The 25,179-nt window shown below is 68.5% G+C and carries 31 protein-coding genes and 1 tRNA gene; 8 read left to right on the forward strand and 24 right to left on the reverse strand.

What is annotated here, in order from left to right; translation table 11 throughout:
* Nucleotides 1–3 precede the first annotated feature (3 nt).
* The 8 genes from ACIBL3_RS17120 to ACIBL3_RS17155 all read right to left on the reverse strand — a co-directional run bounded on the left by ACIBL3_RS17120 (nt 4) and on the right by ACIBL3_RS17155 (nt 5,619).
* Entirely contained in the window at nt 4–441 is a 438-nt protein-coding gene (locus ACIBL3_RS17120) for a MarR family winged helix-turn-helix transcriptional regulator (RefSeq protein ID WP_396354347.1), read from the reverse strand.
* Between the two features lie 46 nt (nt 442–487).
* On the reverse strand, nt 488–1,009 hold the full coding sequence (locus ACIBL3_RS17125) for an NUDIX domain-containing protein (protein WP_396354348.1): 522 nt from the start codon (nt 1,007–1,009) through the stop codon (nt 488–490).
* A 147-nt stretch (nt 1,010–1,156) separates the two neighbouring features.
* The gene (locus tag ACIBL3_RS17130) at nt 1,157–2,341 is read right to left on the reverse strand and encodes a ZIP family metal transporter (RefSeq protein ID WP_396354349.1); all 1,185 of its coding nucleotides are present in this window, start codon (nt 2,339–2,341) and stop codon (nt 1,157–1,159) included.
* Complete coding sequence (locus ACIBL3_RS17135; RefSeq protein ID WP_396354350.1) at nt 2,338–3,363, reverse strand: multicopper oxidase domain-containing protein; 1,026 nt, start codon at nt 3,361–3,363, stop codon at nt 2,338–2,340. The genes ACIBL3_RS17130 and ACIBL3_RS17135 overlap by 4 nt, the downstream gene beginning before the upstream one ends.
* On the reverse strand, nt 3,363–4,058 hold the full coding sequence (locus ACIBL3_RS17140) for a metal-dependent transcriptional regulator (RefSeq protein WP_396354351.1): 696 nt from the start codon (nt 4,056–4,058) through the stop codon (nt 3,363–3,365). Before ACIBL3_RS17140 ends, ACIBL3_RS17135 begins: the two co-directional genes overlap by 1 nt.
* A 145-nt stretch (nt 4,059–4,203) precedes the next feature.
* On the reverse strand, nt 4,204–4,683 hold the full coding sequence (locus ACIBL3_RS17145) for a GNAT family N-acetyltransferase (RefSeq protein ID WP_396354542.1): 480 nt from the start codon (nt 4,681–4,683) through the stop codon (nt 4,204–4,206).
* 60 nt (nt 4,684–4,743) lie between these two features.
* The gene (locus tag ACIBL3_RS17150) at nt 4,744–5,187 is read right to left on the reverse strand and encodes an ester cyclase (RefSeq protein ID WP_396354352.1); all 444 of its coding nucleotides are present in this window, start codon (nt 5,185–5,187) and stop codon (nt 4,744–4,746) included.
* 3 nt (nt 5,188–5,190) lie between these two features.
* On the reverse strand, nt 5,191–5,619 hold the full coding sequence (locus tag ACIBL3_RS17155) for a YybH family protein (RefSeq protein ID WP_396354353.1): 429 nt from the start codon (nt 5,617–5,619) through the stop codon (nt 5,191–5,193).
* A 103-nt stretch (nt 5,620–5,722) separates the two neighbouring features.
* Here ACIBL3_RS17155 and ACIBL3_RS17160 point away from each other — a divergent pair, with 103 nt between their 5' ends.
* From ACIBL3_RS17160 to ACIBL3_RS17170, 3 genes are all read left to right on the forward strand, one after another.
* Nucleotides 5,723–6,166 (forward strand): iron chaperone, encoded by a 444-nt coding sequence (locus tag ACIBL3_RS17160; protein WP_396354354.1) that lies wholly within the window; start codon nt 5,723–5,725, stop codon nt 6,164–6,166.
* Between the two features lie 36 nt (nt 6,167–6,202).
* Nucleotides 6,203–7,204: a serine hydrolase domain-containing protein gene (locus tag ACIBL3_RS17165; RefSeq protein WP_396354355.1), complete on the forward strand. Its 1,002-nt coding sequence runs from the start codon at nt 6,203–6,205 to the stop codon at nt 7,202–7,204.
* Between the two features lie 87 nt (nt 7,205–7,291).
* Nucleotides 7,292–10,423, forward strand: coding sequence for a BTAD domain-containing putative transcriptional regulator (locus tag ACIBL3_RS17170; protein ID WP_396354356.1), 3,132 nt, complete (start codon nt 7,292–7,294; stop codon nt 10,421–10,423).
* On the opposite strand, the gene ACIBL3_RS17175 is transcribed toward ACIBL3_RS17170, so the two are convergent.
* Together ACIBL3_RS17175 and ACIBL3_RS17180 are read right to left on the reverse strand one after the other, a co-directional pair.
* The gene (locus tag ACIBL3_RS17175; RefSeq protein ID WP_396354357.1) at nt 10,407–11,150 is read right to left on the reverse strand and encodes an ABC transporter permease; all 744 of its coding nucleotides are present in this window, start codon (nt 11,148–11,150) and stop codon (nt 10,407–10,409) included. The genes ACIBL3_RS17170 and ACIBL3_RS17175 overlap by 17 nt on opposite strands.
* Nucleotides 11,147–12,088, reverse strand: a complete 942-nt coding sequence (locus tag ACIBL3_RS17180; RefSeq protein ID WP_396354358.1) for an ATP-binding cassette domain-containing protein — start codon at nt 12,086–12,088, stop codon at nt 11,147–11,149. The genes ACIBL3_RS17175 and ACIBL3_RS17180 overlap by 4 nt, the downstream gene beginning before the upstream one ends.
* Before the next feature lie 164 nt (nt 12,089–12,252).
* On the opposite strand from ACIBL3_RS17180, the gene ACIBL3_RS17185 reads away from it, so the two are divergent.
* Nucleotides 12,253–13,083: a DUF4097 family beta strand repeat-containing protein gene (locus tag ACIBL3_RS17185; RefSeq protein WP_396354359.1), complete on the forward strand. Its 831-nt coding sequence runs from the start codon at nt 12,253–12,255 to the stop codon at nt 13,081–13,083.
* A 70-nt stretch (nt 13,084–13,153) separates the two neighbouring features.
* Nucleotides 13,154–13,750, forward strand: a complete 597-nt coding sequence (locus tag ACIBL3_RS17190; RefSeq protein ID WP_396354360.1) for a dihydrofolate reductase family protein — start codon at nt 13,154–13,156, stop codon at nt 13,748–13,750.
* 52 nt (nt 13,751–13,802) lie between these two features.
* On the opposite strand, the gene ACIBL3_RS17195 is transcribed toward ACIBL3_RS17190, so the two are convergent.
* The 6 genes from ACIBL3_RS17195 to ACIBL3_RS17220 form a co-directional block, all read right to left on the reverse strand.
* Nucleotides 13,803–14,156 (reverse strand): YciI family protein, encoded by a 354-nt coding sequence (locus ACIBL3_RS17195; protein WP_396354361.1) that lies wholly within the window; start codon nt 14,154–14,156, stop codon nt 13,803–13,805.
* Nucleotides 14,157–14,260: 104 nt separating this feature from the next.
* Nucleotides 14,261–15,475 carry an RNA polymerase sigma factor gene (locus tag ACIBL3_RS17200; RefSeq protein WP_396354362.1) on the reverse strand — a complete coding sequence of 405 codons (1,215 nt, stop codon included), beginning with the start codon at nt 15,473–15,475 and terminating at the stop codon, nt 14,261–14,263.
* Nucleotides 15,475–15,891 carry a YciI family protein gene (locus ACIBL3_RS17205; protein ID WP_396354363.1) on the reverse strand — a complete coding sequence of 139 codons (417 nt, stop codon included), beginning with the start codon at nt 15,889–15,891 and terminating at the stop codon, nt 15,475–15,477. Before ACIBL3_RS17205 ends, ACIBL3_RS17200 begins: the two co-directional genes overlap by 1 nt.
* A gap of 367 nt (nt 15,892–16,258) precedes the next feature.
* A complete protein-coding gene (locus ACIBL3_RS17210; protein ID WP_396354364.1) occupies nt 16,259–16,798 on the reverse strand; it encodes an AAA family ATPase in 540 nt (179 codons plus the stop codon).
* Between the two features lie 11 nt (nt 16,799–16,809).
* A complete protein-coding gene (locus tag ACIBL3_RS17215; RefSeq protein ID WP_396354365.1) occupies nt 16,810–17,175 on the reverse strand; it encodes a nuclear transport factor 2 family protein in 366 nt (121 codons plus the stop codon).
* 162 nt (nt 17,176–17,337) lie between these two features.
* Nucleotides 17,338–17,877, reverse strand: coding sequence for a hypothetical protein (locus ACIBL3_RS17220; RefSeq protein ID WP_396354366.1), 540 nt, complete (start codon nt 17,875–17,877; stop codon nt 17,338–17,340).
* A gap of 327 nt (nt 17,878–18,204) precedes the next feature.
* Here ACIBL3_RS17220 and ACIBL3_RS17225 point away from each other — a divergent pair, with 327 nt between their 5' ends.
* On the forward strand, nt 18,205–18,801 hold the full coding sequence (locus ACIBL3_RS17225) for a macro domain-containing protein (protein ID WP_396354367.1): 597 nt from the start codon (nt 18,205–18,207) through the stop codon (nt 18,799–18,801).
* A gap of 162 nt (nt 18,802–18,963) precedes the next feature.
* On the opposite strand, the gene ACIBL3_RS17230 is transcribed toward ACIBL3_RS17225, so the two are convergent.
* The 6 genes from ACIBL3_RS17230 to ACIBL3_RS17255 form a co-directional block, all read right to left on the reverse strand.
* Nucleotides 18,964–19,036: transfer RNA gene (locus ACIBL3_RS17230), tRNA-Ala, on the reverse strand.
* A 507-nt stretch (nt 19,037–19,543) separates the two neighbouring features.
* Entirely contained in the window at nt 19,544–20,191 is a 648-nt protein-coding gene (locus ACIBL3_RS17235) for a histidine phosphatase family protein (RefSeq protein ID WP_396354368.1), read from the reverse strand.
* Nucleotides 20,188–20,571, reverse strand: a complete 384-nt coding sequence (rsfS, locus tag ACIBL3_RS17240; protein ID WP_396354369.1) for a ribosome silencing factor — start codon at nt 20,569–20,571, stop codon at nt 20,188–20,190. Before rsfS ends, ACIBL3_RS17235 begins: the two co-directional genes overlap by 4 nt.
* Before the next feature lie 10 nt (nt 20,572–20,581).
* On the reverse strand, nt 20,582–21,157 hold the full coding sequence (nadD, locus tag ACIBL3_RS17245) for a nicotinate-nucleotide adenylyltransferase (RefSeq protein WP_396354543.1): 576 nt from the start codon (nt 21,155–21,157) through the stop codon (nt 20,582–20,584).
* A 57-nt stretch (nt 21,158–21,214) separates the two neighbouring features.
* On the reverse strand, nt 21,215–21,373 hold the full coding sequence (locus ACIBL3_RS17250; protein ID WP_396354370.1) for a hypothetical protein: 159 nt from the start codon (nt 21,371–21,373) through the stop codon (nt 21,215–21,217).
* Between the two features lie 79 nt (nt 21,374–21,452).
* A complete protein-coding gene (locus tag ACIBL3_RS17255) occupies nt 21,453–21,581 on the reverse strand; it encodes a hypothetical protein (protein WP_396354371.1) in 129 nt (42 codons plus the stop codon).
* A 150-nt stretch (nt 21,582–21,731) separates the two neighbouring features.
* On the opposite strand from ACIBL3_RS17255, the gene ACIBL3_RS17260 reads away from it, so the two are divergent.
* Nucleotides 21,732–22,187: an Lrp/AsnC family transcriptional regulator gene (locus ACIBL3_RS17260; protein WP_396354372.1), complete on the forward strand. Its 456-nt coding sequence runs from the start codon at nt 21,732–21,734 to the stop codon at nt 22,185–22,187.
* Here ACIBL3_RS17260 and ACIBL3_RS17265 read toward each other — a convergent pair.
* Complete coding sequence (locus tag ACIBL3_RS17265) at nt 22,089–23,312, reverse strand: MFS transporter (RefSeq protein ID WP_396354373.1); 1,224 nt, start codon at nt 23,310–23,312, stop codon at nt 22,089–22,091. The two genes, ACIBL3_RS17260 and ACIBL3_RS17265, sit on opposite strands and share 99 nt — an antisense overlap.
* Nucleotides 23,313–23,378: 66 nt before the next feature.
* Between ACIBL3_RS17265 and ACIBL3_RS17270 the strand changes: the two genes are divergently transcribed.
* A complete protein-coding gene (locus ACIBL3_RS17270; RefSeq protein WP_396354374.1) occupies nt 23,379–24,257 on the forward strand; it encodes a winged helix-turn-helix transcriptional regulator in 879 nt (292 codons plus the stop codon).
* On the opposite strand, the gene ACIBL3_RS17275 is transcribed toward ACIBL3_RS17270, so the two are convergent.
* The gene (locus ACIBL3_RS17275; protein WP_396354375.1) at nt 24,232–25,119 is read right to left on the reverse strand and encodes an alpha/beta fold hydrolase; all 888 of its coding nucleotides are present in this window, start codon (nt 25,117–25,119) and stop codon (nt 24,232–24,234) included. The genes ACIBL3_RS17270 and ACIBL3_RS17275 overlap by 26 nt on opposite strands.
* Nucleotides 25,120–25,179: the final 60 nt, after the last annotated feature.

The following is a 25,179-nucleotide window of genomic DNA, read 5'->3' on the forward strand; positions in this document are numbered from 1 at the left end:
CCTTCAGAGTGGAGTGTCGAGCAGTTCGCTGAGGTCACGAACGAACGCCTTCGTGCGGTCTCCGCGGCGACCACCGAGCGGCTCCAGCAACCGGTCCAGCAGTCCGGCGACCTCCGCGATCGCCGGCTCGACCGTCGTACGTCCCTTGTCGGTGAGCTGCAGCCGCACCGTCCGGGTGTCACGGGTGTCGCGGGCGCGCTGGATCAGCCCGTCGGCGTCGAGACTGCGCGCGAGCTTGGAGACGTACAGCGCCTCGAGACCGGTGTGGTCGGCCAGCTCACGCTGACTCGGCGACTGACCGGCGCGCTCCATGCCGTAGAGGGAGGAGAGCATGACGTACTGCGCGTGCGTGAGGCCGCGCGGCGCCAGCGCCCGATCGACGGCCACTCGCCACTTCATCGACAGCCGCCAGACGAGGTGACCAGGAGTCGGTTCGTTCATGCCAAATACTGTACATGGCTATTAAGTACATGGCTACTATCTGACCTCAGCGACCGAAGTCCGTGTAGGTCGGGCGGCTTGTGGTGAGAGCTTGGAGGGCGCGGGCCAGGCGGCGGGCCATCGAGGGGCGGAGACGGGGAGCGGCCTCCTCGAGCGTGAGGAAGTAGTGGGCCCGGGCTTCGCTGGGGTCGAGCACCAGGCGGTCGATCGTGGGCTGGTCGAGGATGCCGCCGTCGAAGACGAAAGCGAGCGCGTCGGACCAGACGCCGAGCGCCGGGACCCAGTCGACGACGAGCAGCGGGCCGATGGGCAGCGCGAGGCCGATCTCCTCTTGGACCTCGCGGACACAGGCCTCGTACGGCGACTCGTCGTACTCGGCGATGCCGCCGGGGATGTCGAGGGTGGGTTTGTAGGTCGGCTCGAGGAACAGGATCCGGCCGGCCTCGTCGCGCACGAGGGCGCCGCCGGCCACGGTCTTGCGGGGCAACCGGGCCGCGATCCCGGGATTGAACTCCTGCTCCGGCTCGCCCTCGGCGACCAGATCACCGCGGCGGATGTCGTCGTCCACGGTTCAGCACCCTCCCAGCGGGTCCGGCGATCCGCAATCCGGGCCGCCAGGTCGCAGTGGTCGGCGCCGAACCACTCCTGAAGTGACGCCCGGCGCTGAATGCGCCACGAGGTCTGCCCAGAACTCCAGGATTCCGCGCCGAGCAGCTCAGCCTGCGACCAGCAGGCCGGTGGTGTACATGATCACGAGGCCGGCCGACATGCCGCCCGCGACCGTCGGATCGAGGACCTTGCCGGCCTGATCCCGCAGGCTCGGGACGAGCTGGACAATCACCTGGACGATGGCGCCGACACCGACGCCGAACAGCACCGCGGCGAGTGCAGCGTCATTCACCGACGCACCCACCGACGCACCGACGATCGCCGGGCCGCCGGCCACCAGGCCGAGCATGAGCAGCCGGAGCACCGAGGGACGATGGTGCGCAATCGGCGCGACGATCGCGAGACCCTCCGTCGTGTTGTGCAGGGCGAATCCCACCACCAGCGCCGTACCGAGGGCGAGTTCGCCGACCGCGTACGCCGAGCCGATGGCCAGGCCCTCGCCGAGGTTGTGCAACCCGATGCCGATGGCGATCATCAAGGCCAGCCGACCACCATCCGGGCCTGCTTCGCCCCGGTCTCGGCGGCTCTTCAAGAACCGGTCGACCGCGGTGAGCAAGAGGAATGCGAGGACGGCACCCAGGACGACGAGAACCGGGCCACCGAAGGCGCCGCCGGACAGCTCAGCCAGTTCGAGGCCTTCGAGCGACGCATCGACGGCCAGGAATCCCAGCAGGCCGACCGTCAGCGCCAGCAGTCCGCGGATCACGGCGGGCCGGGCGCGTCGCAGTACGGGCAGGAACGCCATCCCGACTGCGACCGGGATGATGCCGACGTAGGTGCCGAGCAGGACCATCAGTGCGAGCAGCCCGGCATCGGCTGAGGGTGTCTGCACCGCAACCGGGATCTCGTGCTCGACGACCGCGCCGGTCGAGGTCAGCATCGACACCGTGTACGGCTGGCCGGCCGACCATGGGTAGTCGAGGCGCACGGTCTCGTCGGCGAGCCGGCTGAGGGGCTCGGTCGCGCCGGTGAAGGCAACGTACACATCGTTGACCGAGATCTGCGCGACCTGCACCGGGTCGGGACCGGTGTTGCGCAGAGTGAGCTCGATCGTGCCCGGAGACAACACGACTCGCTCGACCGCCAACTCCTCCACCGGCGGTCCGGTCCGCTCAGGCAGACTGCGACCACCCAGTACGGCGAGTGCCGTCAGAACGACCGCAGCCACGGCGACCGTCACGATCATCAGGAGCCAAACCTGCGCGCGGCCACGAAGTCCGGCGGTGCTCATTCGGTCACCTCGAAGAAGCCCATCCAGCCGAGATCGGCGAACTCGCTCTTGTGCGCATGGAACATGTACCGGCCCGGGTACGGGAACCGCAGCTCGCAGATGCCCCGTTGTCCCTGGGCCTGAACCACGGTGTCGGTGTACTCCGACGGCTCCCTCCGGGTGCCGGTCGGGAAGTAGTCGAAGAAGTTCCCATGCAGGTGGAAGCTGTTGATCGGGTCGTACTCCAGCACGTTCACCAGGTAGATCCGGACCAGCTCGCCGCGCTTCACCCGTACCGGCTCGTGCATGTAGTGGAACGGGATGCCGTTGACGGCGTACAACTGGTTGCCTTCAGCATCGAAGGTGGTGTTGTAGCCGTGCATCACCATCACCAGTTCATCGGCCTTCGGCCGCGGCTCGGGAGGGTCGATGATGAACGTGCCGTACAGACCGCGGGCGATGTGCTCGGCGAGCGGGCCGACGTGGCAGTGGTACAGGTGGATCCCGAACGGCTCCGCGTCGAACTCGTACACGAAGTCACCGCCCGGCTCGATGACTCCCCGCCCGATCCCCGGTACGCCGTCCATCTCGGCCGGGTGGATGCCGTGGAAGTGCATCGTGTGCGGGTGCTCCGAGCCGTTCACGAACCGCACCCGCAGCCGGTCCCCGGCCCGGCAGCGCAGCGTCGGCCCCGGCACGCTCCCGTTGAACGTCCAGGCCGGGAACTTCACGCCGGGCGCGACCTCGATCTCGCGGTCGATCGCCGAGATCGTCCACTCCCGTAGCGTCCGGCCGTCCGGGAGCTTCGAGGTCTTGCCGTAGTCGAAGGTGCGGAGGGTCTCGGTCGGGTTGAAGCCGTTCGCGGCGTGATCGACGGTGCCACGGAACGTCGGACCGTTCACGCCGCCACCGTGCACAGCGCCGGTGTGGTTCGCGTGCGGGTTCGGGTCCGCCCTACCAGCAGCCGCGGCGCTGCCGGGCACGGCGCCGAGGGCGGCCCCAGCGCCACCGAGCAGGAAACCGCGGCGGGACGCGCCCGGCATCAGGCGATCTCCCCGTGCACGACCTCGGCGAGCATCGGCCCGAGGGCGTGCCGTTTCGGACCGACTTTCACCCAGACCGGACCACCGAAGGGCTCACGGCCGACCACCTCGAGTGTCGCCCCCGGCGTGATCCCGCGCTCGGCGAGGTACCGCAGCGCCCCGCTGTCGTCGTCCGACACCCGCTGCACCCGGAACCGGCTGCCTGCCTCGACGCCGGCGAGCGGAGCGGCCCACGACTCGACATGACTGCCGTTGCGCGGCGGGATCGGGTCCCCGTGCGGGTCGTGGGTCGGATGCCGGAGCACACTGTCGATCCGGTCCTCGAGCCGCTCGCTGATCGCATGCTCCAGGACGTCGGCCTCCTCGTGGACCTCGTCCCAGCTCAGCCCGAGCACCTGGACCAAGAACGTCTCGACAAGGCGGTGCCGCCGTGTCACTCCCATGGCGTGCCGTTCGCCGTGCGCCGTCAACCTGATCTCGTGCGTCGCCGACCGCGTCACCAACTCCCCCGCCTCGAGGCGCTTGAGCATCGCCGACACGGTCGGTGGCGCGACCCCGAGCAACTCGGCGAGCCCTGAGGTGGTCACCGGCAACCCGCGCCCGGCCAGCTTGAAGATCGTCCGCAGACAGTCCTCGACCGCCTCCGTATGCGGAATCTCGCAGCACCTGTCCGACCGGCCGGTTTGAGGTTTCACACAGCCAGGTTAGAGCCATCTAACCTTCACCGCCAGCCGGCACTAACCCCCCGGCGCCGGAGACCACTACGGCCTGTGGTCGACCTGAACGACGAGACCGCTGACGCCAACCGCGTCGTACCCAAGTCCTGCCAGTTCTGTCTCTTCAGCACTCATAGGTCATCCAGATCGAGTCGCCTCGGTGTGGGTCCGGGGTGACGCGACCGCTGTTGTGGAACCCCAGCTTCTCCAGGACGCGGAACGAAGGCGCGTTCCACTCTCTGACCGTCGCCCACAACCGCTTCCGCCCGGTCGCGACCGCCGCCTCGAGCACGGCTTGCGCCGCCTCCGTCGCGTAGCCGAATCCGTGGGCGTGCTTGGCCAACTCGTACGCGATCTCGGGCTCCTCGAAGCTCGCCTGCCCGACCGTGAGCCCGCAGTACCCGATCACGTCCCCCTCCCGCCGCCGCACGATCGGCAGCAACCCCAACCCCTCGACGGCCGCCCGCGGATTCTCCGTCAGCCACCCCCGCATCTCCTCGAGCCTCGGCCGCCCGTCAGCACCAACCCGCCGAACCGCCCGGTGGTCCCGCTCCAACCACAACCCCCGATAAACCTCAGCATCCGCGGGCTGCCACAACCGCATCCACAACCGCTCAGTCTCAAGCCTCTCCGGAAACACCCCAAACTCCACCACGCCCAAACCCTATGCCGAGCCCTCCGCGCCCGGCATCAGGCCGAGTTGTGTCATCATGCCGGCCAGGTCGGGGTAGGCGCTGAACTCGATCACCTTGTCCCCTTGGAACCGGGCGAAGTACGCGCCGCGGCCGATCACGCTTCGGCCGGTCGCTGGAATCTGATTGCCGGCCGCAACGAGCGGCCCAGTGTTCGTTCCGGTGAACACCAGCTCCCCCGCCACCGCGTCGTCGGCCAGTACCCGATTGGTCTGCCGCAATCCCAGGTCCGGAAACGCCTCGAACCAGCCCCGCACGTAAGCCCGCACCTCGTCCAGGCTGTGCATCGGCTCCGGCAGGCTGACGTCGGACCAGACGAACTTCTCGCCCAGCATCGCCAGGATTCCGTCCAGATCGTGATCACTCCAGGCCGCGATTGTCCGATCGTCGACCCTCGCCACGTCGTCCTTGGACATGGTTCACCCCTCCTCGGGTAGTGGGACTGTGTGGATCAGGGCGATTCGCCACTCGCCGTCGAGGCGGCGCAGGACGAATGACGACGGGGCCGAGACGTGTTGCGGTTCGCCGTTCAGGGTGTAGTCCTGCTCGAGCCAGCACGTCACCAGCCCGACGTCACCCCAGTCGTCCTCCCGTACGTCGGACAGCGTCGAGCTCACATCGTCGACCGCGCCCTCCAACTGCTTGAAGTACGCCTCGACCTCGTCCGCGTCCCGCAACCACCGCCGCGCGATCTCGTCCACCCCCTGCGCGTCCGGCATCGCGAGCCGCAGGATCCCGTCGTACTCCTGCCGGTCGAAAGCCCCCATGACGTCCCGGACCGTAGCCTCCAGCGCACCCACGGCAACCAACCCCTCCCCGTAGACCTCCCCCAGGCCCCACCTCCACACTAAGCCCGCCGGCGACCGGATCGATCAGTTTTCGAGAAGCGCCGGTGGCAGCTGGATTCTTAGGCTGAAGGTGTTCGTTTCGATCCGATCAAGGAGCACTCTGATGGCGACCAAACGCTCGACCTCCAAGGCCAAGTCGTACGACGGGTTCACCGAAGACGAGCGGGACGCGATGAAGCAGCGCGCCCGGGAGCTCAAGGCCGCCCGCGGCAAGGCGAACGAGGAGGCCGCCGTACGGGAGAAGATCGCCGAGCTGCCGGAGCACGAGCAGGCGATGGCGGAGCGGATCCATGAGCTGATCAAGGACGCGGCGCCCGAGTTGTCGCCGAAGCTCTGGTACGGGATGCCCGCGTACTACAAGGACGGCAAGAACGTGTGCTTCTTCCAAAGCGCCGGCAAGTTCAAGTCGCGCTACTCCACGTTCGGCTTCAACGACCCCGCCAACCTCGACGACGGCGACATGTGGCCCACCGCCTACGCCCTCACCAAGCTGACCCCGGCCGTCGAGAAGCGGATCACCGCCCTGGTGAAGAAGGCCGTCAGCTGATCCAACCGCCGTGTCGGGGGCGGTGACTGATTGGCAGTGGCTGCGCTGGCAGCCACGGTGCTGGTCGGAGTGGCCGCGCCCGGGGTGGCGACCGCCGACAGTACGGCGACGCAGAAAGCCGCGGCGTCTCAGGCTCCTGAGCTGCAGCAGGCTCTGCAGGAGTTCGTGGATGCCGGGTTCGGTGGGATCCAGTTGCGGCTGCACGACGAGCACCCGGTGGCCGACTACCTGCCCAAGCTCGGAGTCGACCGGCGGATCACCACGCGGATGCTGCTGCAGCACACCAGCGGGTTGTTCAACTACACCGGCGACTACTACGACGGGACCTTCTCGCCAGGGATCCCGATCCAGGGCCAGGAGTGGGTGGACAACCGGTTCCACAACTACCAGCCCGAGGAACTGGTGCGGCTGGCGTTGTCGAAGCCGCCGGTGTTCGCGCCGGGCGCGGAACAGCGCTACGCCAACACCAACTACACGCTCGCGCTGTTGGTGATCGAGAAGGTCACGGGCCACTCCTACGCCAACGAGGTGCAGCGGCGGATCATCCGACCACTCGGGCTGAAGCACACCGTCGTACCAGGCAACCGGTCGCAGCTCCCCGGTCCGCACGCCCACGGCTACTACCGCTACCAGGTCGACGGCGAGTGGAAGGTCGTCGACGTCAGCCGGCAGAACCTCTCCCTGCTGGCGGGTGCCGGTGACATGCTCTCGACCACGCAGGATCTGCAGACCTTCATCAGCGCGCTGATGCGCGGCAAGCTCGTGCCGGAGCCGCTGCTGACCGAGATGCGCACGCCGTACGGTCCGTACGGTTACGGCTTCGGACTGTGGGTGCAGGATCTGGGTCCGGACTGCGGCGGCGTCGTGTACCAGCACAACGGCAGCCCGCCCGCCGGGTACGGCGCGCTGATGTACAGCAACGCCGACGGCAGCCGGACCCTGACCGCCGGCATCACGATGGGCGACGCACCGATCGACCCGGCGACGGCGTTCCCTCCCGCACTCACCAAGCTCCTGAAGGCGGCCTTCTGCAAGTAATCCCCGGCCACGCCGAGCCGCCGAGCTCGGCGTGGCCGTTCCACGTGCCGTGCCGGGTGCGCCAACCCTGATGGCACAATCAGCCGGGTGCAGATCGGGATGCTGGGATCGTTCGAGGTTCGCACGGACGACGGCGTTCTCGCCGACGTGCCGGGCGCGCGGCTCCGTGGGCTGCTGGCCGCCCTCGCGCTCGAGCCGGGCCGGGTGGTCCCGAAGGCGACGCTCGTCGACTGGATCTGGGGCGAGCAGCCGCCCTCGGACGCGGCGAATGCCCTGCAACGCCTGGTTTCCCGACTGCGGAAGGTGCTCCCGCCGGGTGTGGTCGAGGGGCTTCCGGACGGCTACCGCTTGAAGGTGGAGCCCGACGCCGTCGACGCGGTCCGGTTCGAGCGCCTGGTCACCCAGGCCCGCAACGACGAGGATTCCCAAGGGGTACGGCGGCTGCGCGAGGCGCTCGCCTTGTGGCGTGGCACGGCCCTGCAGGACGTCGGTCTCGAGGAGAGTGCGGCGTTCGACGCGGCGGTCACCCGGCTCGAGCGGCTCCGCCTGGCCGCCATGGAGGATCGGTACGACGCGGAGGTCAGCCTCGGCCACGGTGCAGAGCTGGTCACCGAGTTGACCGACCTGGTCGCCGCGCATCCGGTCCGGGAGCGGCTCGTTGCCGCGTTGATGCGTGCCCTCGTCGCAAGCGGCCGCGACACCGAGGCGCTGCTGGTGTACGAGCGTACGAGAGAGACCCTGGCCGACGAGCTGGGTGTCGACCCCTCCCCGGAGCTGTCCGCTCTGCACGTTGCGCTGCTGCGAGGCGAGTTGGTACGCCGGGAGGAGAAGCGACAGACCAACCTCCGCGAGGAGCTGACCTCCTACATCGGCAAGGAAAGCGATGTCGCCGCGGTCCGCGACCTCATGTCCGAACACCGGCTCACCACCCTGATCGGGCCTGGCGGCTCGGGCAAGACCAGGATGGCCACTGAGACCGCGCGCCAACTGCTCGGCGACCTGCCTGACGGAGTCTGGCTGGTCGAGCTCGCGGCGATCGGCGCCGACGGTGACGTGGCGCAGGCGGCGCTCGACGCACTCCGGCTGCGCGATGCGCTGGTCGGCGAGGCCCCGGACGCAGAGCCGGTGGATCGGTTCATCGCCGCAGTCCGCGAGCGGGAGATGCTGCTGGTCCTGGACAACTGCGAGCACGTGGTCGAGTCGGCCGCGGCCTTCGCCCACCGGGTGCTCGGCGAGTGCCGGCGGCTACGGATCCTCGCAACAAGCCGCGAACCGCTCGGCATCACCGGCGAGGCGCTCTGGCCCGTCGCCCCGCTGGTCCTGCCCGCCGAGGGCGCCGATCCCGGCGACTCGCCGGCGGTCCGGCTGCTGCAGGACCGAGCCGCCGCAGTGCGCAACGACCTCACATCCGACGCCGCCACGATGGCGACCATGGCCCGCATCTGCCGGGCGCTGGACGGGATGCCGCTCGCGATCGAGCTCGCCGCGGCCAGGCTGCGCACCATGTCGCTCGATCAGCTCGCCCATCGGCTCGACGACCGCTTCCGGTTGCTGACCGGTGGCAGTCGTACGGCGTTGCCGCGCCACCGCACGCTGCGTGCAGTGGTCGACTGGAGCTGGGAGCTGCTCAGCGAGCCCGAGCGGATGGTCCTGCGCAGGCTCTCGGTGTTCGCCGGCGGCGCCAGCCTGGAGGCGGCCGAGCAGGTCTGCGCGGGCGGTGCGGTCGAGTCGTGGGAGGTGCTGGAGTTCCTGACCGCGTTGACCGAGAAGTCGCTGGTGGTCACCGTGGGCCAGGGGGCGCCGCGCTACCGGATGCTCGGCACAATCAAGGAGTACGCCGAGCAGCGTCTGGAGGAGGCGGGTGAGTCGGAGCTGACCCGCCGTACCCATCTCGCCTACTTCACCGAGCTCGCGAAGACGGCGGAGCCGCACCTGCGCCGCGCCGAGCAACTGGAATGGCTTGCGGCGCTCGAGGTCGAGCACGACAACATCGCTGCTGCGATGCGCGCTGCACTCGCGGCCGAGGACGCGGCCGGGGCGATGGGGCTCGCCGCGTGGTCCGGCTGGTACTGGTGGCTCGCTGGGCACAAGGTGGAGGGCAACGAGCTGCTCATGGCGGCCACCGCCGTACCCGGTGAGGTGCCCGAAGACATCCAGGCCCTGGTGTACACGTTCATCACGGGGTTCATGACCTCGGGGCGGGGACGGGACCAGTTCCAGGCCGAGGAGTGGATCCGGAAGGCGCACGCGCTCAGCCAGCGTGCCAAGATCTCGCACCCGGCAGTGCGCATGTCCGCCACCCTCGAGCAGCTCTTGCAAGGACCGGACGCGTTCCTGACCGCGTTCGAGCCGTTGCTCGCCGACGAGGACCCCTGGGTCCGGGCGCTGGCCCGGCTGCAGCTCGGCAAGATGCGGATCTTGCTCGGCTCCGGCGAGCGGCAGGCGGACATCTATCTCGAGGAGGCCCTCGCCGAGTTCCGTGCGCTCGGCGAACGGTGGGGGATGTCGTTCGCCCTCACCGAGCTGGCTGACCGGATCGCCGTACGTGGTCAGTTCGCGGCCGCGTGCGAGTACTACGACCAGGCGATCAAGGTCGTGACAGAGGCCGGCGCCATCGAGGACGTCGTACGGATGCGGTCGCGGCAGGCGCAGCTGTACTGGCTGCTGGGCGACGAGAAGTCGAGCGCGGACGCGATCGCCGAGGCGCAGCGGTGCGCCGAACGGGTCGCCTGGCCTGAAGCGCTGATCGAGCTGGCGTTGTGCAAAGCAGAACTCGCGCGCTGGAGCGGCGACCGCGAGGAGGCCCGCCGACAGCTCGGCGTCGCGACAGCGTTGCTGGGCAACGAGGCCGAGCGACCCAACCTCCGCGCGATGCGGCACGACCTGCTCGGCTACTTGGCCGAAGATCCGGCCGAGTCCCGCGAGCACCGCGTCGCCGCTTTTCAGGCGGCCTCCGAGTCGGGGCACCCGACCGGGATCGCCACGATGCTCGTCGGGATCGCGGACCTTGCCCTGCGCAACGAACAGTACGAGCAGGCCGCCCGGCTGCTCGCGGCGAGCGCCGGCGTACGGGGCCTGCCGGATCGGTCCCATCCGGACGCGTCCCGGATCGAGGAGGAAACGCGACGTCGCCTCGGTGACGTGGGGTTCACCGAGGCGACGCGGGAAGGGACACAGGCGAGCTGGCCGGAGCTGGCGGAGGTCACGCTCGCTTCGTGAACGTGGAGTTCGCCCACAGGTAGCCGACCAGCGCGATGCCGACGCACCAGGCGAGGGCGGGGATCACGTCACCGGCAGCCGTGGCGCCGTTCAACAGCCCGCGCAGGGTCTCGATGATCGGCGTGAAGGGCTGGTACTCGGCGAACTGCCGGACACCCGGACCCATCTTGTCCGTCGGTGAGATCGCGCTGCTGAAGAACGGCAGCATCACCAGCGGCAGCGAGGCCAGACCCGCCGTCTCCGGCGACTTCGCAGACAGCCCCATGGCGATCGTGAGCCAACCGGCCGCGAAGCTGAGCAGTACGACGAGACCGATCACGCCCAGCCAGTCGAGGAAGCTCGCCGACGGGCTGAATCCGAGCAGGAAGGCGACTCCGATCAGGGCCGCGACGGCAAGCAGGTTGGTCAGCACGCTGGCGACCACGTGGCCGGTCAGCACCGCGCTGCGCGGGACGTCCATCACCTTGAACCGGTTGATGATGCCCTTGGTCGCGTCGGAGTTCACCGACACCGCCACGGACCCGAGCCCGTAGCAAACGGCCAGCAGGAGCAGGCCCGGTGTCGCGTAGTCGACGTAGTCGACCCCGACGCTGAACGCGTCACCGAACACGTACACGAACATCAGCATGACCACGATCGGCATCAGGACCGCGTTGAACACCGTGGTCGGGTTCCGGGCGATGTGCTTGAGGTTGCGGCGCAACATCACCGTCGACTTGGACTTCATTTCGCTACCACCTCCGTGGTGTGGCCCGTCAGGGCGAGGAAGACGTCATCGAGATCAGGAGTGTGGACGGAGAACTCTTCGGCGCTGAGCGCGTACTCGTCGAGCCGGTCGAGCAGCCCGCGCACCGACTTCGTGCCGCCGTCGCTGGGCACCCGCAGGGTCAGCGCGTCGTCGTCGCGGGTGGAGTCGGCGAAGATCACCGCGGCCTTGTCGAGCTCCTCGAGCGTGGTGAACCGGAACCGGACGTGCGTCCCGGGGATCTGCCGCTTGAGCTCGTCAGGGGTGCCCTGGGCAACAATCCGGCCCTGGTCGAGCACCGCGACCTTGTCGGCGAGCTGATCGGCCTCGTCCAGGTACTGCGTGGTGAGGAAAATGGTGACGCCGTCGGCCACGAGCTCGCGGATGATCGTCCACATCGTGCGCCGGCTGCGCGGGTCCAGACCGGTCGTCGGCTCGTCCAGGAAGATGATCCGGGGGTTGCCGACCAGGGTCATCGCCAGGTCGAGCTTGCGGCGCATACCGCCGGAGTACGTCGACGCGGGCTTCTGGGCCGACTCGACCAGGTCGAAGCGCTCCAGCAGCTCGGCGACGATCCGCTTGCCGTCCTTGGTCGGCACCGGGCTCAGGTCGACCATCAACTGCAGGTTCTCCTGGCCGGTCAGCAGCTCGTCCACTGCCGCGAACTGACCGGTGACGCCGATCGCCGCGCGGACCGCCTTGGCGTCGGTCGCGACGTCGTACCCGGCGACCTTGACCGCCCCGCCGTCGGCCTTCAGCAGCGTGGTCAGCACGTTCACGGTCGTGGTCTTGCCGGCGCCGTTCGGGCCGAGGAGCGAGAAGATCGTCCCCGCGGGGACCTCCAGGTCGATGCCGTCGAGCACGACTTTGTCTTGGTAAGCCTTCCGGAGACCGGAGGCCGTGATCGCTGAACTTGTCATGTGAGTACTGTCAGCGGCCGCCCAGACACCCCGCTGACACCGTCCTGACACGGGGTCTGACACGCGCTGGGCCGCGTCAGGGCAGTGGCTGGGCGGTGTCAGTACGGCGGGCGACCGTAGGTGCCGTGGACGACATCCACCCGACGCCTCAGGAAGGTACTGCCATGGCTACGTTCGAGACTCCCGCACCGATCTCCGCGACCGTCGACATCATCTTCGGCAACATCCGGTTCACCGCCGGCGACCGCGCCGACACCGTGGTCGAGGTCCGCCCGGTCGACCCGACCTGGGAGCTGGACGTCAAGGCCGCCGAGCAGGCCGTCATCGAGTACGCCGACGGGAAGCTCGTGGTCAAGCACCCGAAGCTGCGGACGGTGCTGGCCAAGAGGTACGGCTCCGTGGAGGTCGTGGTGGAACTGCCGGCCGGGTCCGACGTACAAGGTGACACCGCGAAGGGCGACTATGTCGTCGAGGGCGTGGTCGGCTCGTGCCGGCTGAAGACGCCGACCGGCGACATCCGGGTCGAGCAGGCCGGCAGCGTGGAGCTCAAGACCAGCGGTGGCCGGGTCGTCGTGGACCACGTGCGCGGCCGGGCCGAAGTCCGGGGGAACCGGGAGATCCGGATCCGCAGGGTCGACGGTGGCGCCGTACTCAAGAACATCGGCGGTGACAGCTGGGTCGGCGAGGTGGCCGGCGAACTGCGAGTGAGCTCGGCCAACGGCCACATCACCGTCGACGTGGCGCGGGCCGCGGTCGACGCCCGGACCGCCATCGGCGACGTCCGGGTCCGCGAGGTCGGCAGCGGGGTCGTCGACCTGTACACCGCCACCGGCGAGGTCGAGGTGACCGTCCCGCAGGGCACCGCCGTCCAGCTGGACGCGCGGACCACCGCCGGCCGGGTGTTCGACTATGTGGAGGCCCCTGCGGAGTCGCGCCGTACTGTCAAGCTCCGCGCCCGCAGCCACGGCGGCGACATCATCGTCCGCAGCGCCTGACCTGATGTCGGATTGGGGTACTCGGGTTCGTAGCAGAGTTGACAAGCTCAACTCGAAGGGAACTACGACCATGAGACTGACGACCGTCACCAACGTCTCCGTCGATGGCGTGATCCAGGGCCTCGGCGGGCCGAACGAGGACCGCCGCGGTGGATTCGAGCGCGGCGGCTGGGCGCTGCCGCTGTTCGAAGGCGAGGCCGAGGAGTACCTCGGCGAGGTCTACCAGCGCGCCGACGCGTTCCTGTTCGGCCGCCGCACCTACGAGATCTTCGCCGGGTCCTGGGGCGTGATGGACGACCCGAGCACCAGCCCGATCGGCTCGGCGCTGAACTCCCGCCCCAAGTACGTCGCCTCGACCACCCTCACCGACCCGCAGTGGGCCGGTACGACCGTCCTCTCCGGAGACCTCGCCACCGCGATTCGCGACCTGAGCGGCGAGGTCCAGGTCCACGGCAGCGGCAACCTCGTCCGCTGGCTGCTCGCCAACAACCTGGTCGACGAACTGACCCTCCTCACCTACCCCGTCGTCGTAGGCCAAGGCACCCGCCTCTTCCCCACCACCGGCCCCGACACAGCCCTGACCCTCGTCAACACCCACCCCACCCCCCAGGGCATCACCATCCACACCTACCACCCCGCCGGTCGCCCCCACTACGCCCCGGCTTGACCGCTGGCCGGCGCCCATTCCCTTCCTGGCAAGGGAATGGGCGCCACTCGCATCAGGACTCCGGGTTGTCCAAGAACTTGCGGACGTCTTGGGCGCAGCGGCAGGCGGCTCCGATCTTCGCGGCCCAGGCCAAGGCCTCATCGCGGGTGGGTACGTCGACGATCATGACGCCGCCGATGAGCTCCTTGCTCTCCGGGTACGGACCGTCGGTGACCATCCCGTCGACGGCAACCACGGCCGGGTCCGCGTCGCCGTCGTCGTACCGGAACCCGCCGGCGAAGACGTACACGCCGGCGTCCTTGGCCGCCCGAACCACCGCATGCGAGTCGTCCCACACCTGCTGGAAGTCCTCCTCGGCGATGTGATCCATCGCCCCCTTCTCAAACGAGATCAAGTACTTCGACATCGAATCACTCCTCATCCCGACGGTCTGCACCGACCGCCTCTCACCCCCGCAACGAACCCCATCCCCCGATTCCGACACCCCACCGCCAGAATTCTCCAGATCCGTCAGTCCAGGGCGGCTGCCTTGCGTAGGAGGACTGAGCGTTCGCGTTGGTTGGCGCATAGGCGGGCGGCCAGTTCCAGCTCGGCGCGGGCCTCGGGTCGGCGACCGAGGCGGGCGAGCAGCTCTCCGCGTACGGTCGGGACCAAGTGCGAACCGGGAAGCCGGTCCAAGGCGATCAGCTCGTCGACAATCGCCAGGGCCTGTGCAGGTCCCGAGGCCATGGCGACGGCGACGGCGCGGTTGAGCTCGACCACCGGCGAGGGCGCGACCCGGCCGAGCGCCTCGTAGAGCACCACGATCCGGTCCCAGTTCGTAGCATCCACCGACGGCGCCGTTGCATGTACGGCGGCGATCGCAGCCTGCAGACCGTACGGGCCGAGCCCGCGAGCCGATGCCTTGGTCAGGGCGGCCAGCCCACGGTGGACCGCCGAGTAGTCCCACCGCTGCCGGTCCTGGTCCTCCAGCAGGATCGGCGAACCGTCCGGGCCGGTCCGGGCCGGGAAGCGCGCAGCTGTCAGCTCGCACAGCGCAAGCAGACCGTGCACCTCCGGCTCGTCCGGCTGCAGCGCGGCCAGCGTGCGGGCCAGCCGGATCGCTTCGTACGCGACGCCGGTGCGCACCAGCAGGTCGCCCGACGTGGCCGTCGACCCCTCGGTGAAGATCACGTAGATGACGCTGAGCACGCCGCCCAGCCGTTGCCGGCGCTCGTCGGCCGGCGGCAGCTCGAACGGCACCCCGGCCGCCGCGATCGTCTTCTTCGCCCGGGTGATGCGGGCCTGCACGGTCGGTACGGGTACCAGGAACGCGCGGGCGATCTGTTCGCTGGACAGGCCGCCGACCACGCGCAGCGTCAGCGCCACCCGGGCCTCGGGCGACAGCACCGGGTGGCAGCTGACGAACATCAGCGCCAGAATGTCGTCGTCGATCCGGTCCGGGTCGACGTCCTCGTCGACCACCGGGTCGGCCGCCAGCAGGGCGTACCGGTCCCGCAGAGCGGTACGGCGGCGGATCGCGTCGATCGCCCGCCGCCGCGCCGTGGCCATCAGCCAGCCGGCCGGATCGTTCGGAGCAATGCGCGGCCACGACACCAGCGCCTCGGCCACCGCCTCCTGGGCGGCATCCTCGGCCAGCCCGAAATCGCCGGTGAACCGGGTCAACGTGGCGACGATCCGCGCCGACTCGATCCGCCAGACGGCTTCGACGTCGGCCGCATCCATCAGATCTGGCCGGTGCTCTCGCGCACGTCCCCTTCCTTGACGAACGTCCCGTCGACCTGCGGGACCTCGTCCTCCTCGGGCACCCGGCGGACCTCGATCTTGGACCCGGGGGCTGCCGGCACCCGCTTGGCCCACTCGACCGCCTCCTGCTTCGAGGCGACATCGATCAGGAAGTAGCCCCCGAACAGTTCCTTGGTCTCGCCGTACGGCCCGTCCGTGACGACCGGGACCTCGCCGCTGAAGTCGACCACGACGCTCTGGCTCGGATCGTCCAGTCCTTCGGCCGCGACGTAGACGCCGGCCTTGAACAGGTCCTCGATGTACTGGCGGGTCGTGGCCATCATCTCGTCGATCGAAGCCATCATGGCTGCGTTCGACTCGTCGGTGCCCCGCATGATCAGCATGTACTTCGACATCGCGCTCTCCTCGTCCGGCGGGACCGCCTCTCGGCCCGCGCACCCACAGGTCGAACGAGCGGCCCCCAGATCGACAACCCCCGGTAAGAATCTCCCACCGCCGCCCTCCCTGGCCAGGCCCGCCTCGCTAGCGGGTTACGTCACCACTGCCGGGTTACAGAGCCTGTTGCAGAATCACCGACCGATCGAGCTCAGTGGGGACAGTGCGCCGATCGACCCCGAATTCACTGTCTGAGTGGAGCGCGGACGGCCGATCGGCGAGAAAAGTCGCGGCGTGTTGGTGTGGACAGAGAGCCCCAAATCCATTTTGCAACAGGCTCTACAGCACGCCAGCGGCACAACAAGCCGCCAGTGAGAGCGGACCTCGTCACGCGCTGCCGCCGTCGAGGAAGGCGATCGCTTCCTGGATGCAGAGGTCGACCGGCCGTGAGGTGTCCAAGCGCAGGTAGCCGTTCTCCGGGCGCTTCGCCCGGTTCTTCCAGTCCCGGAAACCGACTGCGCCGTCGTCGCCGTGATCGGGAAAGTCGACTGGCGGCGTACCAATGGATGGCCGCTGGCTGCGCATGGGTCGCCGCTCTCGGAGCCGCCGATCCAGGAGCGGAAAGTCGTCGGCGAAGCATTCGACGTAGCGGTACGCGGCCTGGTGCCGTTCGGCCAGACGCTGACCGCTCTCGAGCAACTCGTCGTACTGGCAGGGACTGTCGATGATCACCGAGCGGGACATGCCGAGCAGCTCCCCGGCAAGAGCCAGGGTGGTCCGATAACTCGCCGGACCGATCTGGTCGAGGCTGATCCCGGTGTCCAGCAATGCGCTCTTGACCACGTCGACATCGAGAACCGAGAACTGCTTGCTACGCGCCATCGCCCGCGCAATCGTCGACTTCCCAGCACCAGGAACCCCAGACATCTGAACCAGCATCAAGGTGTGCACCAGAGCGCGTTCGCAATCTTCCAACCATCGCGGGTACGGACCAGGTGAAGGTACTCGTAGTACGGCTCAGAACGCACAACCACCGAAGCGATATCGCGCCTCACGTCGAGCACCTCGACCTCAATCGCCCGGTCAGCAAGCCCACTGGCGACCTGCACTCCCTCGCCCTCCCCCGTCCACCCAATCATCTGCTCAGCCGTCACAAACGAAAGCGCGGCCCCCCGATCCTCCCCAGCCGACCGCTTGACCAGATCCCGGTGCAACGCCCGCCCCATCCGCGCAACATCCCCGTCAAACCAGCCCTCAAAGTAGTCATGAACCACGGCGACGATAAGACCTGCGTCCTCGTCCACAACGATCCCCCTTCAGCAGCCAAGGCGACTGCCCCAACCCCCTAGTCTGGCCCTCTCAGTCTGAGTGGGCCGCAGCGTCACGGCCCGATTTGGCCGATGGTGCGGGACGAGTAGTGCCCGCCCGGGCCCCTACGTCCAGCCGAAGGTATCGGGTCCCCGAGGTCAGATTGGGGCGAACTGCTCAGGCGTCGATTGAGTGATCTCGACCGACGTCATCCGCAGTTCAAAGGTTCCCTGGAGTGACCGGCCACGGGCCGCCAGGATGATGCCTGTTTCACGGTCGCGGGTGATGGTTGTCGACCGTCCGTCTTGTGTGTGCAGCGTGAGTGAGTCCGAGGGGCGACCAAGATAGGGCGCTGTCGGAACCGGTGAATCCGACTGGCTGCGAGCGTCAAGCCAGGCACGGAGTGCACCGAGACTCGCGAGCGCTCTCGCCTCCGTGCCGGTATCACGAGGCACGAGGGTGGTTTCGCCCTCGTGCCGAACGACCATGACTTGGCCATCGGCGCCCGTGAACGCGGATAACCGATCAGTCTCCAGCCAAAGCAGACGGTCAAACTCGCGTACCGCAAGACCAGATTGACTCAGAAGCAGTCGAAGTGTCCTTGGCGCGTAGGCGATGGCGCCCGTCGAGGCGATCTCGGCGACGACCGTGCGGCCAGGCGGCACGGACAGCTCCGCGGAGGAGCTGTCCGTGCCCATGGTCCAGTTGTTGGGACTCATTCAGTACCCGATGCACATACGCACGCCTGAAGAGTAGCCAGTCCTGGTGTGCAGGACCCCGCAGGCCAAAGGGAACATCGTTCGAACAAGCAACCCGGGGAAGCTGTCGCAACATCTCGCAACACCCGTTGACGGCAACACCACGCAACCGGAGAGTGGAGGCCTGTCGTAACGTCGGCGCATGTTCTATGAAGTACGCATCGGAGTCGTCAACACCAGCCGAGACCCTGACGCGAGTCCCGGCACATCATCAACGCAAGCGAGGCACGATTCCACCCGCGAGACGTCGGCATGACGCCGCCTCACTTGCTCCTTGTCGACCTCGACGCCGATCTCGTCTCAGCCTGGCACGATGTCTTCGCCACGCAGATCGACGAGGGTGTCATCGAGGTGCAGCAAGGATCGTTGCTGGACGTGCTACCCGACGTCGACGCCGTACTGACGGCAGGAAACAGCTACGGACAGATGGACGGCGGGGTCGATCGAGCACTCGCCGGGTACTGGCCCGATGTTCAGAGGTCGGTCTGGGCAGCGGTGGCTGACGAATATCACGGCTACCAACCGGTCGGGGCAGCGAGTGTCGTCCCCACTGGCGATGAGCCCTGCCGTTGGCTCATCTATGCACCGACCATGCGCGTGCCGATGCCGCTGTCAGGCGGGATGGACATCGCCGTGCACGACGCTTTCTGGGCCGCCCTCTTGGCCATCGGCCGTCATCCGGCGACCAACACAGTCACGAGGCTCGCCGCGCCGGGCTTCGGTACGGGATACGGCCGCGTGCTACCCAGCCGGGCCGCACAGCTCATGGCCGCCGCCTACACCATGTGGCGTCTGCCGGCCGCCACACGCATCTCACAACGCGAGGAACTGCTTCACCGAGCTGAGTCGAGGAATGCCAGCTGAACGCCGCTTGGGCGGTCATGCGACGGCCGCGGGTCGGGGTCGGTTGACATGATCGGCCCAGAACCGACTCGGCCCGATAGACGAATTGCCGCCCGAATCGATAGACACTCAGGTAGTGCAACAGGCCGGTCTCCCGAGGGGAAACCGGCCTCTGACCTGCGGTGGAGCTTAGGGGATTCGAACCCCTGACCTCTTCCATGCCATGGAAGCGCGCTACCAACTGCGCCAAAGCCCCGCGGTGTCTTGCGACTCCGGAAGTTTAGCGGATGAGTGCCTCCAAAGAAAAATCGGATAAGCCCCTGCGCGCGCAGGCTCCGGAGGCGGCCGCCGAAGCATCAATGTTGCCTTCAGTCACCGTTCCCCAGCACGCCTCGCAAGCCCTGCTGGGGTACGGCGGACGCCAGTCTGCGTCAGCCACTCAACGGCAGCGAGGCACACCGCCGCGACGTGTCCTTGACCACACCCGCCCCACCATCCACAGACCTCTCCGGCGAGCAGCCACCTCCCGCGTCCCCGTCCCGGCCACGGCGCCATCCGACCGGAGGTCAGTTCGCCGAGTCGTCGATCTTGGTTGCAGATCCACTCGCCAGCGAACCGAATTCGACGACTCGGCGACGCCGCAAGCCGCGCATCGGGCCCTCGCCGATTGCGCTGGTCCGGGTCACCAGTTCGCGCACGCCGGCGGAGCCGGCCAAAGGAACAGCCGCCGCGGAGCGGTGTCCTTTGGGCGTCTGCAGGTCGTTCAGCGTTGGGGGTCGTCGCTCATTACTGGTTCGGGGAGGGAGCCGGCGTTCCATTCTTCGATGCGCCAGCGCTGGTTGCGGCTCGGGAGCAGGGAGACCCAGTTGCAGTTGGCGAGGCCGCCGAAGGCGGGCCAGTGGGCGGGTGGGATGCCGAGGAAGACGCAGATGCCGACGCGGGCGGCGAGGCCGTGGGTGGCGACGACGACGGTGTCTTCGGAGAAGCCCTGCGCGGCGATCCGACCCAGGGCCTCGGAGAAGCGCAGCGCGACTTCTTCGACGGTTTCGCCGGCGGTGCCGCGGCGCTGGGGTTCGCCAGCGCGGATGCGGGCGGCGGCTTCGGGGTGGATGGCGGCGAGCTCGGCCATCGTCATGCCGGCCCAGTCGTCGACGTCGATCTCGCGGAGGGCCTCGTCGTACTCGATTTTGAGGCCGGTCAGCGCGGCGAGTTCGCCGGCGGTTTCGGCGGCGCGCTGGAGGTCGCTGGCGAAGAGCCGGGTCGGGGCGAGCGAGGCCAGGCGGGCGGCGGCGGAGCGGGCCTGGGAGATGCCGACCTCGTCGAGGGGGATGTCGGCCTGGCCCTGGATCTTGTCCTGCAGGTTCCACTCGGTCCGGCCGTGGCGCCAGACGATCAGTCGACCGGCGGTCATTCGGCGGCGGGTCCCGGAACGGGCGCGGGCAGCGGGATCGTGGGGCAGTCGCGCCAGAGTCGCTCGAGGGAGTAGAAGCTGCGCTCCTCGGAGTGCTGGACGTGGATGACGATCTCGAGGTAGTCGAGCAGCACCCAGCGGCCTTCGCGGGCGCCCTCGCGGCGGACCGGCTTGGCGTCGAAGTCGACCCGGAGCTTCTCCTCGACGGCGTCGACGATGGCGCGGACCTGGCGGTCGTTGGAGGCGGACGCGACCAGGAAGGCGTCAGTGATGGCGAGCTGTTCGGAGACGTCGAAGGCGAGCACGTTCTCGGCCTTCTTGTCGTGGGCCGCCTCGGCGGCTGCGGTGAGCAGCTCGATGGCACGTTCGCTGGCTGGCATCTGGTTCCTTCTAACGGTTGGTGTAGAGCTCACGCTTGGCGATGTACTGCACGATCCCGTCCGGCACCAGGTACCAGGTCGGGTTCCCCTTCGCGACCCGTTGCCGGCACTCGGTCGACGAGATCGCCAGCGCCGGCACTTCGAGCAGCGTGATCCGGTCCATCGGCAGCTTGTCCAGCGGCAGCTCGAGGCTCTCGGTCCCGGGCCGGGTGCAGCCGACGAACTGGGCCAGCTTGAACGTCTCGTCCACGTCGCGCCAGGTGAGGATCTGGGCGAGCGCGTCGGCGCCGGTGATGAAGAACAGCTCGGCGTCCGGGTACAGCTTGGACAGGTCGCGCAGGGTGTCGATCGTGTACGTCGGTCCCGGCCGGTCGATGTCGACCCGGCTGACCGAGAACCGTGGGTTCGAGGCGGTGGCGATCACCGTCATCAGGTAGCGGTCCTCGGCGGGCGAGACCTTCCGCTCGGACTTCTGCCACGGCTGGCCGGTCGGGACGAAGATCACCTCGTCCAGGTCGAAGTACGACTGCACCTCGCTGGCCGCGACCAGGTGCCCGTGGTGGATCGGGTCGAACGTGCCGCCCATCACCCCGAGGCGCCGTACCCGCTCCGCAGAAGCCACGTCAGCCCTTCGTCCAGCCGCTCAGCTGTGCGGCCGGCCCTTGCCCATGATGACCGTGATCGCGAGCAGCAGGAGCAGGACGAACAGCGAGAACCCGCCGTACCACCACGGCGAGATGTGCGAAGCCTCGGGAGCGGCCTCTTCGACGGCCGCCAGCAGCGGCAGGAGGTGCGTTTGCATGACGCAGAGCCTATCTCGTGATCGCACAGACGAGCGCGACCGGGCACCCGGGCGGGGCACCGGTCGCGCGGAGGGAGGGTCAGCTGTGGCGGATGTAACGGGTCAGTCGCCGGCGCCAGGCAGACGGTACGGCGGCGGCGCGCCGGCGCTGCGCGGCGACGCGGTGCAGCTCGTCGATGTGGGCACGAGCAACTTCGGGGGTGATCATGATTCCTTCACTGGGTAGGTAGGACGGTAGCGGGACGAACGAATCCCGATACCACACATTCTATGCCGTTAACCCAGGGCGTACAAACGAATTAAAGGTAGGCTAGGCCGCAGACCTACGAATCTGTGGCAAAGGGGGAGGTTGACGCCGATGGACGCAATCGACCGGCAGCTGCTCGAGGCACTCCGGGCGAACGGCCGCTCCAGCTGGGCCGAGCTCGGTCGCGTGGTCGGTCTGTCCGGCCCGAGCGTCCAGGAACGGGTCCGCCGGCTCGAGGAACGCGGCGTGCTGCTCGGCTACCGCGCCATGGTCGCGCCGGAGCAGGTCGGGCTCGGCACCAGCGCGCTGATCGGCCTGTTCCAGCGCGACGACGTGGAGACCGACGACATCGTCGACCAGGTCCGCGAGATCGCCGCGGTCGAGGACTGCTGGTTCGTCGCCGGCGATCAGGAGCTCGTCGTGAAGGTCCGGGTGCCCGACGTCACCCACCTGGAGGCGGTGGTCGGCTCACTGCGCCGCGTCAACGGCGTGGTCCGCACCCGCACGACGGTCGTCCTCTCGACCCGCTGGGAGGGCCGCCCCGCGCCGCTCCCCGAGCAGGACTAGTACGGCGCCCGCCGCGAGCGCCAGCGCGGCTGCGACCGGGAAGAGCAGCCCCGGTGCATGCTCGTACGCCGACCCACCGAGCGCCGGCGCGAGAAACATCCCACTGATCGACGCGGCGGCGTACAGACTCGAATACCGCCCGACCATCCCGTCCGGCGCGGCGTCGGCGACATGCGCGGTGGCAGTCGGCTTGTAGAGCATCTCCCCCGCCGTTATCACCACGATCGCGACAGTCGCCCCGCCCAGCGCCGGCCACACCCCGAGCACCGCCAGACCGACTCCCACCAACCCGAACCCGACCGCGATCACACGCAGCGCCCGATGACCGCGCAGCCGTACGGCGAGCGGCGCCTCACAGCACACGATCACGACCGAACTCAGGCCGATCAGCACGCCGTAAGCGACCGCAGGCGAACCGGCGTCCCGCAACAGCAGCGGCATGGTGGCGAACACTTGCCGATACACCGTGTCGACCACCACGATCGTTGCCAACAGCACCAACACCGCGCGATCCCGCAGCAGCACCCGCCACATCCCGGACGACGTGACCCCCGCCGTACGCCGACCACCCGGGACGAACCGCCAGACGACCGCGGCCAGCACCAGACTCGACACCGCATCGAGCACGAAGACCAGCGAGAAGTCGTACGCCGCCAGCAGCCCGCCCAACGGCGGTCCGATGGTGAAGCCCGCGTTGCTCGCCGTACGCGAGAGAGCGATGCCCTCCCGCCGTCGATCGTCAGGCAGCGCGGTCGCGACCAGCGCACTGAGGTTGGGCCGGCTCGCTCCGCCGAACAGCCCGGCCAACACAGCGACCAGAGCGAGCGCCGCAGTCGGGACGAGGGGCATCGCCGCACAACTGACGGCCCACAGGAGTTGACTGGCCACGGCTGCGCTTCGCAATCCGAAGCGGTCGCCGAACCAGCCGCCGCCCAGGTTCCCACCGAGCAGACCGACCCCGTACGCCGCCGCCGCGAAGCCGGCCTCCTGCGCGGACATCCCGCGATCCTCGACCAGGTAGAGCGTCAGGTAGATCCAGGCCAGCGCCCCCGCCGAGCTCACCAACTGCCCGACCATCACCGCCTTGAGCCAGCCCGGCAGGTCCGCGATCCGTCGCCAGTACATGACACCCCCAGGTACGAACACAGGTAGAGTGAGTTCCCGACAGGAACTTACTCTAACCTGGAGCTCGTGGTGCGTCGAAGCAGTTTCGAACCCGAGGCGGACTGTGCGATCGCGCAGTCCCTCCGCGTGATCGGCGACGGCTGGGAGCTGCTGATCGTCCGCGACCTGGCCCGCGGTGTCGATCGCTTCGACCAGCTCGCGGAGTCGCTGCACATCTCCCGCAAGGTGCTGACCGAGCGACTGACCGGCCTGCTCGACAGCGGGATCGTCGAGCGGTCGCCGTACCAGGACCGCCCCACCCGCTACGCCTACCGGCTCACCCCACGCGGCCGCGCCCTGCTCCCGGTGCTGGTCGCGCTCCAGGACTGGGGAGACCGCTGGCTGCTCGGCGACGGCTCACTCACCGGCACCAACCAGGACGACGAGCCGCCCGCGCACCGGATCCATCAACTCGAGGGCCAACGCATCCCCAAGATCGAGTTGCCCTCCACATCCGGTACGACGCTCGACGTGGTCGACGCAGACACCCACGCAACCGTGCTCTTCGGCTACCCCGCGACCGGCCGCCCGACCCCGTTGCCGGACGGCTGGAGCGAGATCGCCGGCGCCAGCGGCTGCACCCTGGAGAACCGCCTCTTCGGAGCCCGGTACGACGACTTCGCCGCACAACGGATCGCGATCCGCGGCGTCAGCACCCAGCGCCCGGACGAACAGCGCGCGTTCGCGGCATCGGAGGAGATCCCGCACGCACTGCTGTCCGACCAGGACCTGGAGTTGGCCGCCGCGCTCCGGTTGCCGACCTTCCGCGCCGGCGGGTACGAGCGGTTGAAGCGTGTCGTCCTCGTAGTCGGGCCGGATCGCGTCGTACAGGCAGTGAAGTACCCGGTCACCGACATCGCCGGAGCCGTCGAGTGGGCCTTCACGACTGCTCGAAGAACGCCTTGACCTCGGCCGCAATCCTGCCGACCGCCTGAGCACTTCCGCGCGGATTGACCCCGCCGGGATCGCTGGACGAACCGTGGTCGAGGCCGTCGAACTCGAGCCGCCGGCAGTGCGGCAGCACCTTCTCCAGCGTGTCTCGACCCGGCCTGAGTATCGGCAGTCCCTTGCTGCCACCCATCAGCAGGACGTCCGCGTCGACCGCCCGCATCTTGTCGAAGCTGCCGGCCAGCTCGGCGATGATCACGCCTTCCTGGTGGATCGTCGGAGCCAGCTGGCGCATGGTGACCGTGTCGGCAGCGGCGCCTCGCTCCTCCTTGAGCAGCATCTTCTCGGTCATCCGCACCAGCATCCGCCGCGGGAACACCTTCAGGAACGCCGGCGCCATCTGCAGCCCGAACATGCTCGTCACCATCGCGCCCGGGAGGTCGCCGCGGGCGATCTCCTCATCGAAGCGAGCCAGCCAGACCCGATGCGCAGCGCCGTCCGCGACCAGCGCAGGCTCGTAGACCGCCACCTTGTGCAGCGCCGGCGAGGTCCGCGCCGCCTCCATCACCACCGCTCCCCCGGCGCTCACACCGAACGCCATCGTGGCGTCGGCCTCGGCCAGCACCGCATCGAGGTCTTCCACCTCGGTACGCGCGGAGTGGTCAGCCCGGTGTGGACCGGACAACCCGCGCCCACGCCGGTCCGGCAGGTACACGGTGAAGTCGTCGGCCAGCGCCTCAGCCAGCAGCGTGTGGCTGCGTCCGGACTCCATGCTGCCGTGCACCAGCACGACCGCGGGACCGCGGCCGGTCTTCCAGTACCCGATCCGGGTGCCGTCGCGGGATTCCACCGCGCCCTGTGTCAGCTCAGTTGTCATCATGGCTCGATAGTCACACAGGATCTAGTTACATTGCAACTAGTATCTGGAACACGTAGGCTG

Source organism: Kribbella sp. NPDC050124 (genome assembly GCF_044460355.1).
In the GTDB taxonomy this organism is placed as follows: domain Bacteria; phylum Actinomycetota; class Actinomycetes; order Propionibacteriales; family Kribbellaceae; genus Kribbella.

Bases quoted from the DNA above. Each gene is read 5' to 3' on its own strand.
- ACIBL3_RS17145 (WP_396354542.1), bottom strand. From the start codon at position 4,683: ATGCGGTTGTGGCAGCCCGCGGATGCTGAGGTTTATCGGGGGTTGTGG.
- ACIBL3_RS17175 (WP_396354357.1), bottom strand. From the start codon at position 11,150: ATGAAGTCCAAGTCGACGGTGATGTTGCGCCGCAACCTCAAGCACATC.
- ACIBL3_RS17275 (WP_396354375.1), bottom strand. From the start codon at position 25,119: ATGATGACAACTGAGCTGACACAGGGCGCGGTGGAATCCCGCGACGGC.
- ACIBL3_RS17190 (WP_396354360.1), top strand. From the start codon at position 13,154: ATGAGACTGACGACCGTCACCAACGTCTCCGTCGATGGCGTGATCCAG.
- ACIBL3_RS17180 (WP_396354358.1), bottom strand. From the start codon at position 12,088: ATGACAAGTTCAGCGATCACGGCCTCCGGTCTCCGGAAGGCTTACCAA.
- ACIBL3_RS17195 (WP_396354361.1), bottom strand. From the start codon at position 14,156: ATGTCGAAGTACTTGATCTCGTTTGAGAAGGGGGCGATGGATCACATC.
- ACIBL3_RS17260 (WP_396354372.1), top strand. From the start codon at position 21,732: ATGGACGCAATCGACCGGCAGCTGCTCGAGGCACTCCGGGCGAACGGC.
- ACIBL3_RS17235 (WP_396354368.1), bottom strand. From the start codon at position 20,191: ATGACCGCCGGTCGACTGATCGTCTGGCGCCACGGCCGGACCGAGTGG.
- ACIBL3_RS17130 (WP_396354349.1), bottom strand. From the start codon at position 2,341: ATGAGCACCGCCGGACTTCGTGGCCGCGCGCAGGTTTGGCTCCTGATG.
- ACIBL3_RS17200 (WP_396354362.1), bottom strand. From the start codon at position 15,475: ATGGATGCGGCCGACGTCGAAGCCGTCTGGCGGATCGAGTCGGCGCGG.
- nadD (WP_396354543.1), bottom strand. From the start codon at position 21,157: ATGGGCGGCACGTTCGACCCGATCCACCACGGGCACCTGGTCGCGGCC.
- rsfS (WP_396354369.1), bottom strand. From the start codon at position 20,571: ATGCCAGCCAGCGAACGTGCCATCGAGCTGCTCACCGCAGCCGCCGAG.
- ACIBL3_RS17210 (WP_396354364.1), bottom strand. From the start codon at position 16,798: ATGTCTGGGGTTCCTGGTGCTGGGAAGTCGACGATTGCGCGGGCGATG.
- ACIBL3_RS17120 (WP_396354347.1), bottom strand. From the start codon at position 441: ATGAACGAACCGACTCCTGGTCACCTCGTCTGGCGGCTGTCGATGAAG.
- ACIBL3_RS17265 (WP_396354373.1), bottom strand. From the start codon at position 23,312: ATGTACTGGCGACGGATCGCGGACCTGCCGGGCTGGCTCAAGGCGGTG.
- ACIBL3_RS17150 (WP_396354352.1), bottom strand. From the start codon at position 5,187: ATGTCCAAGGACGACGTGGCGAGGGTCGACGATCGGACAATCGCGGCC.
- ACIBL3_RS17220 (WP_396354366.1), bottom strand. From the start codon at position 17,877: ATGGGCACGGACAGCTCCTCCGCGGAGCTGTCCGTGCCGCCTGGCCGC.
- ACIBL3_RS17255 (WP_396354371.1), bottom strand. From the start codon at position 21,581: ATGATCACCCCCGAAGTTGCTCGTGCCCACATCGACGAGCTGCACCGC.
- ACIBL3_RS17185 (WP_396354359.1), top strand. From the start codon at position 12,253: ATGGCTACGTTCGAGACTCCCGCACCGATCTCCGCGACCGTCGACATC.
- ACIBL3_RS17205 (WP_396354363.1), bottom strand. From the start codon at position 15,891: ATGTCGAAGTACATGCTGATCATGCGGGGCACCGACGAGTCGAACGCA.
- ACIBL3_RS17250 (WP_396354370.1), bottom strand. From the start codon at position 21,373: ATGCAAACGCACCTCCTGCCGCTGCTGGCGGCCGTCGAAGAGGCCGCT.
- ACIBL3_RS17160 (WP_396354354.1), top strand. From the start codon at position 5,723: ATGGCGACCAAACGCTCGACCTCCAAGGCCAAGTCGTACGACGGGTTC.
- ACIBL3_RS17135 (WP_396354350.1), bottom strand. From the start codon at position 3,363: ATGCCGGGCGCGTCCCGCCGCGGTTTCCTGCTCGGTGGCGCTGGGGCC.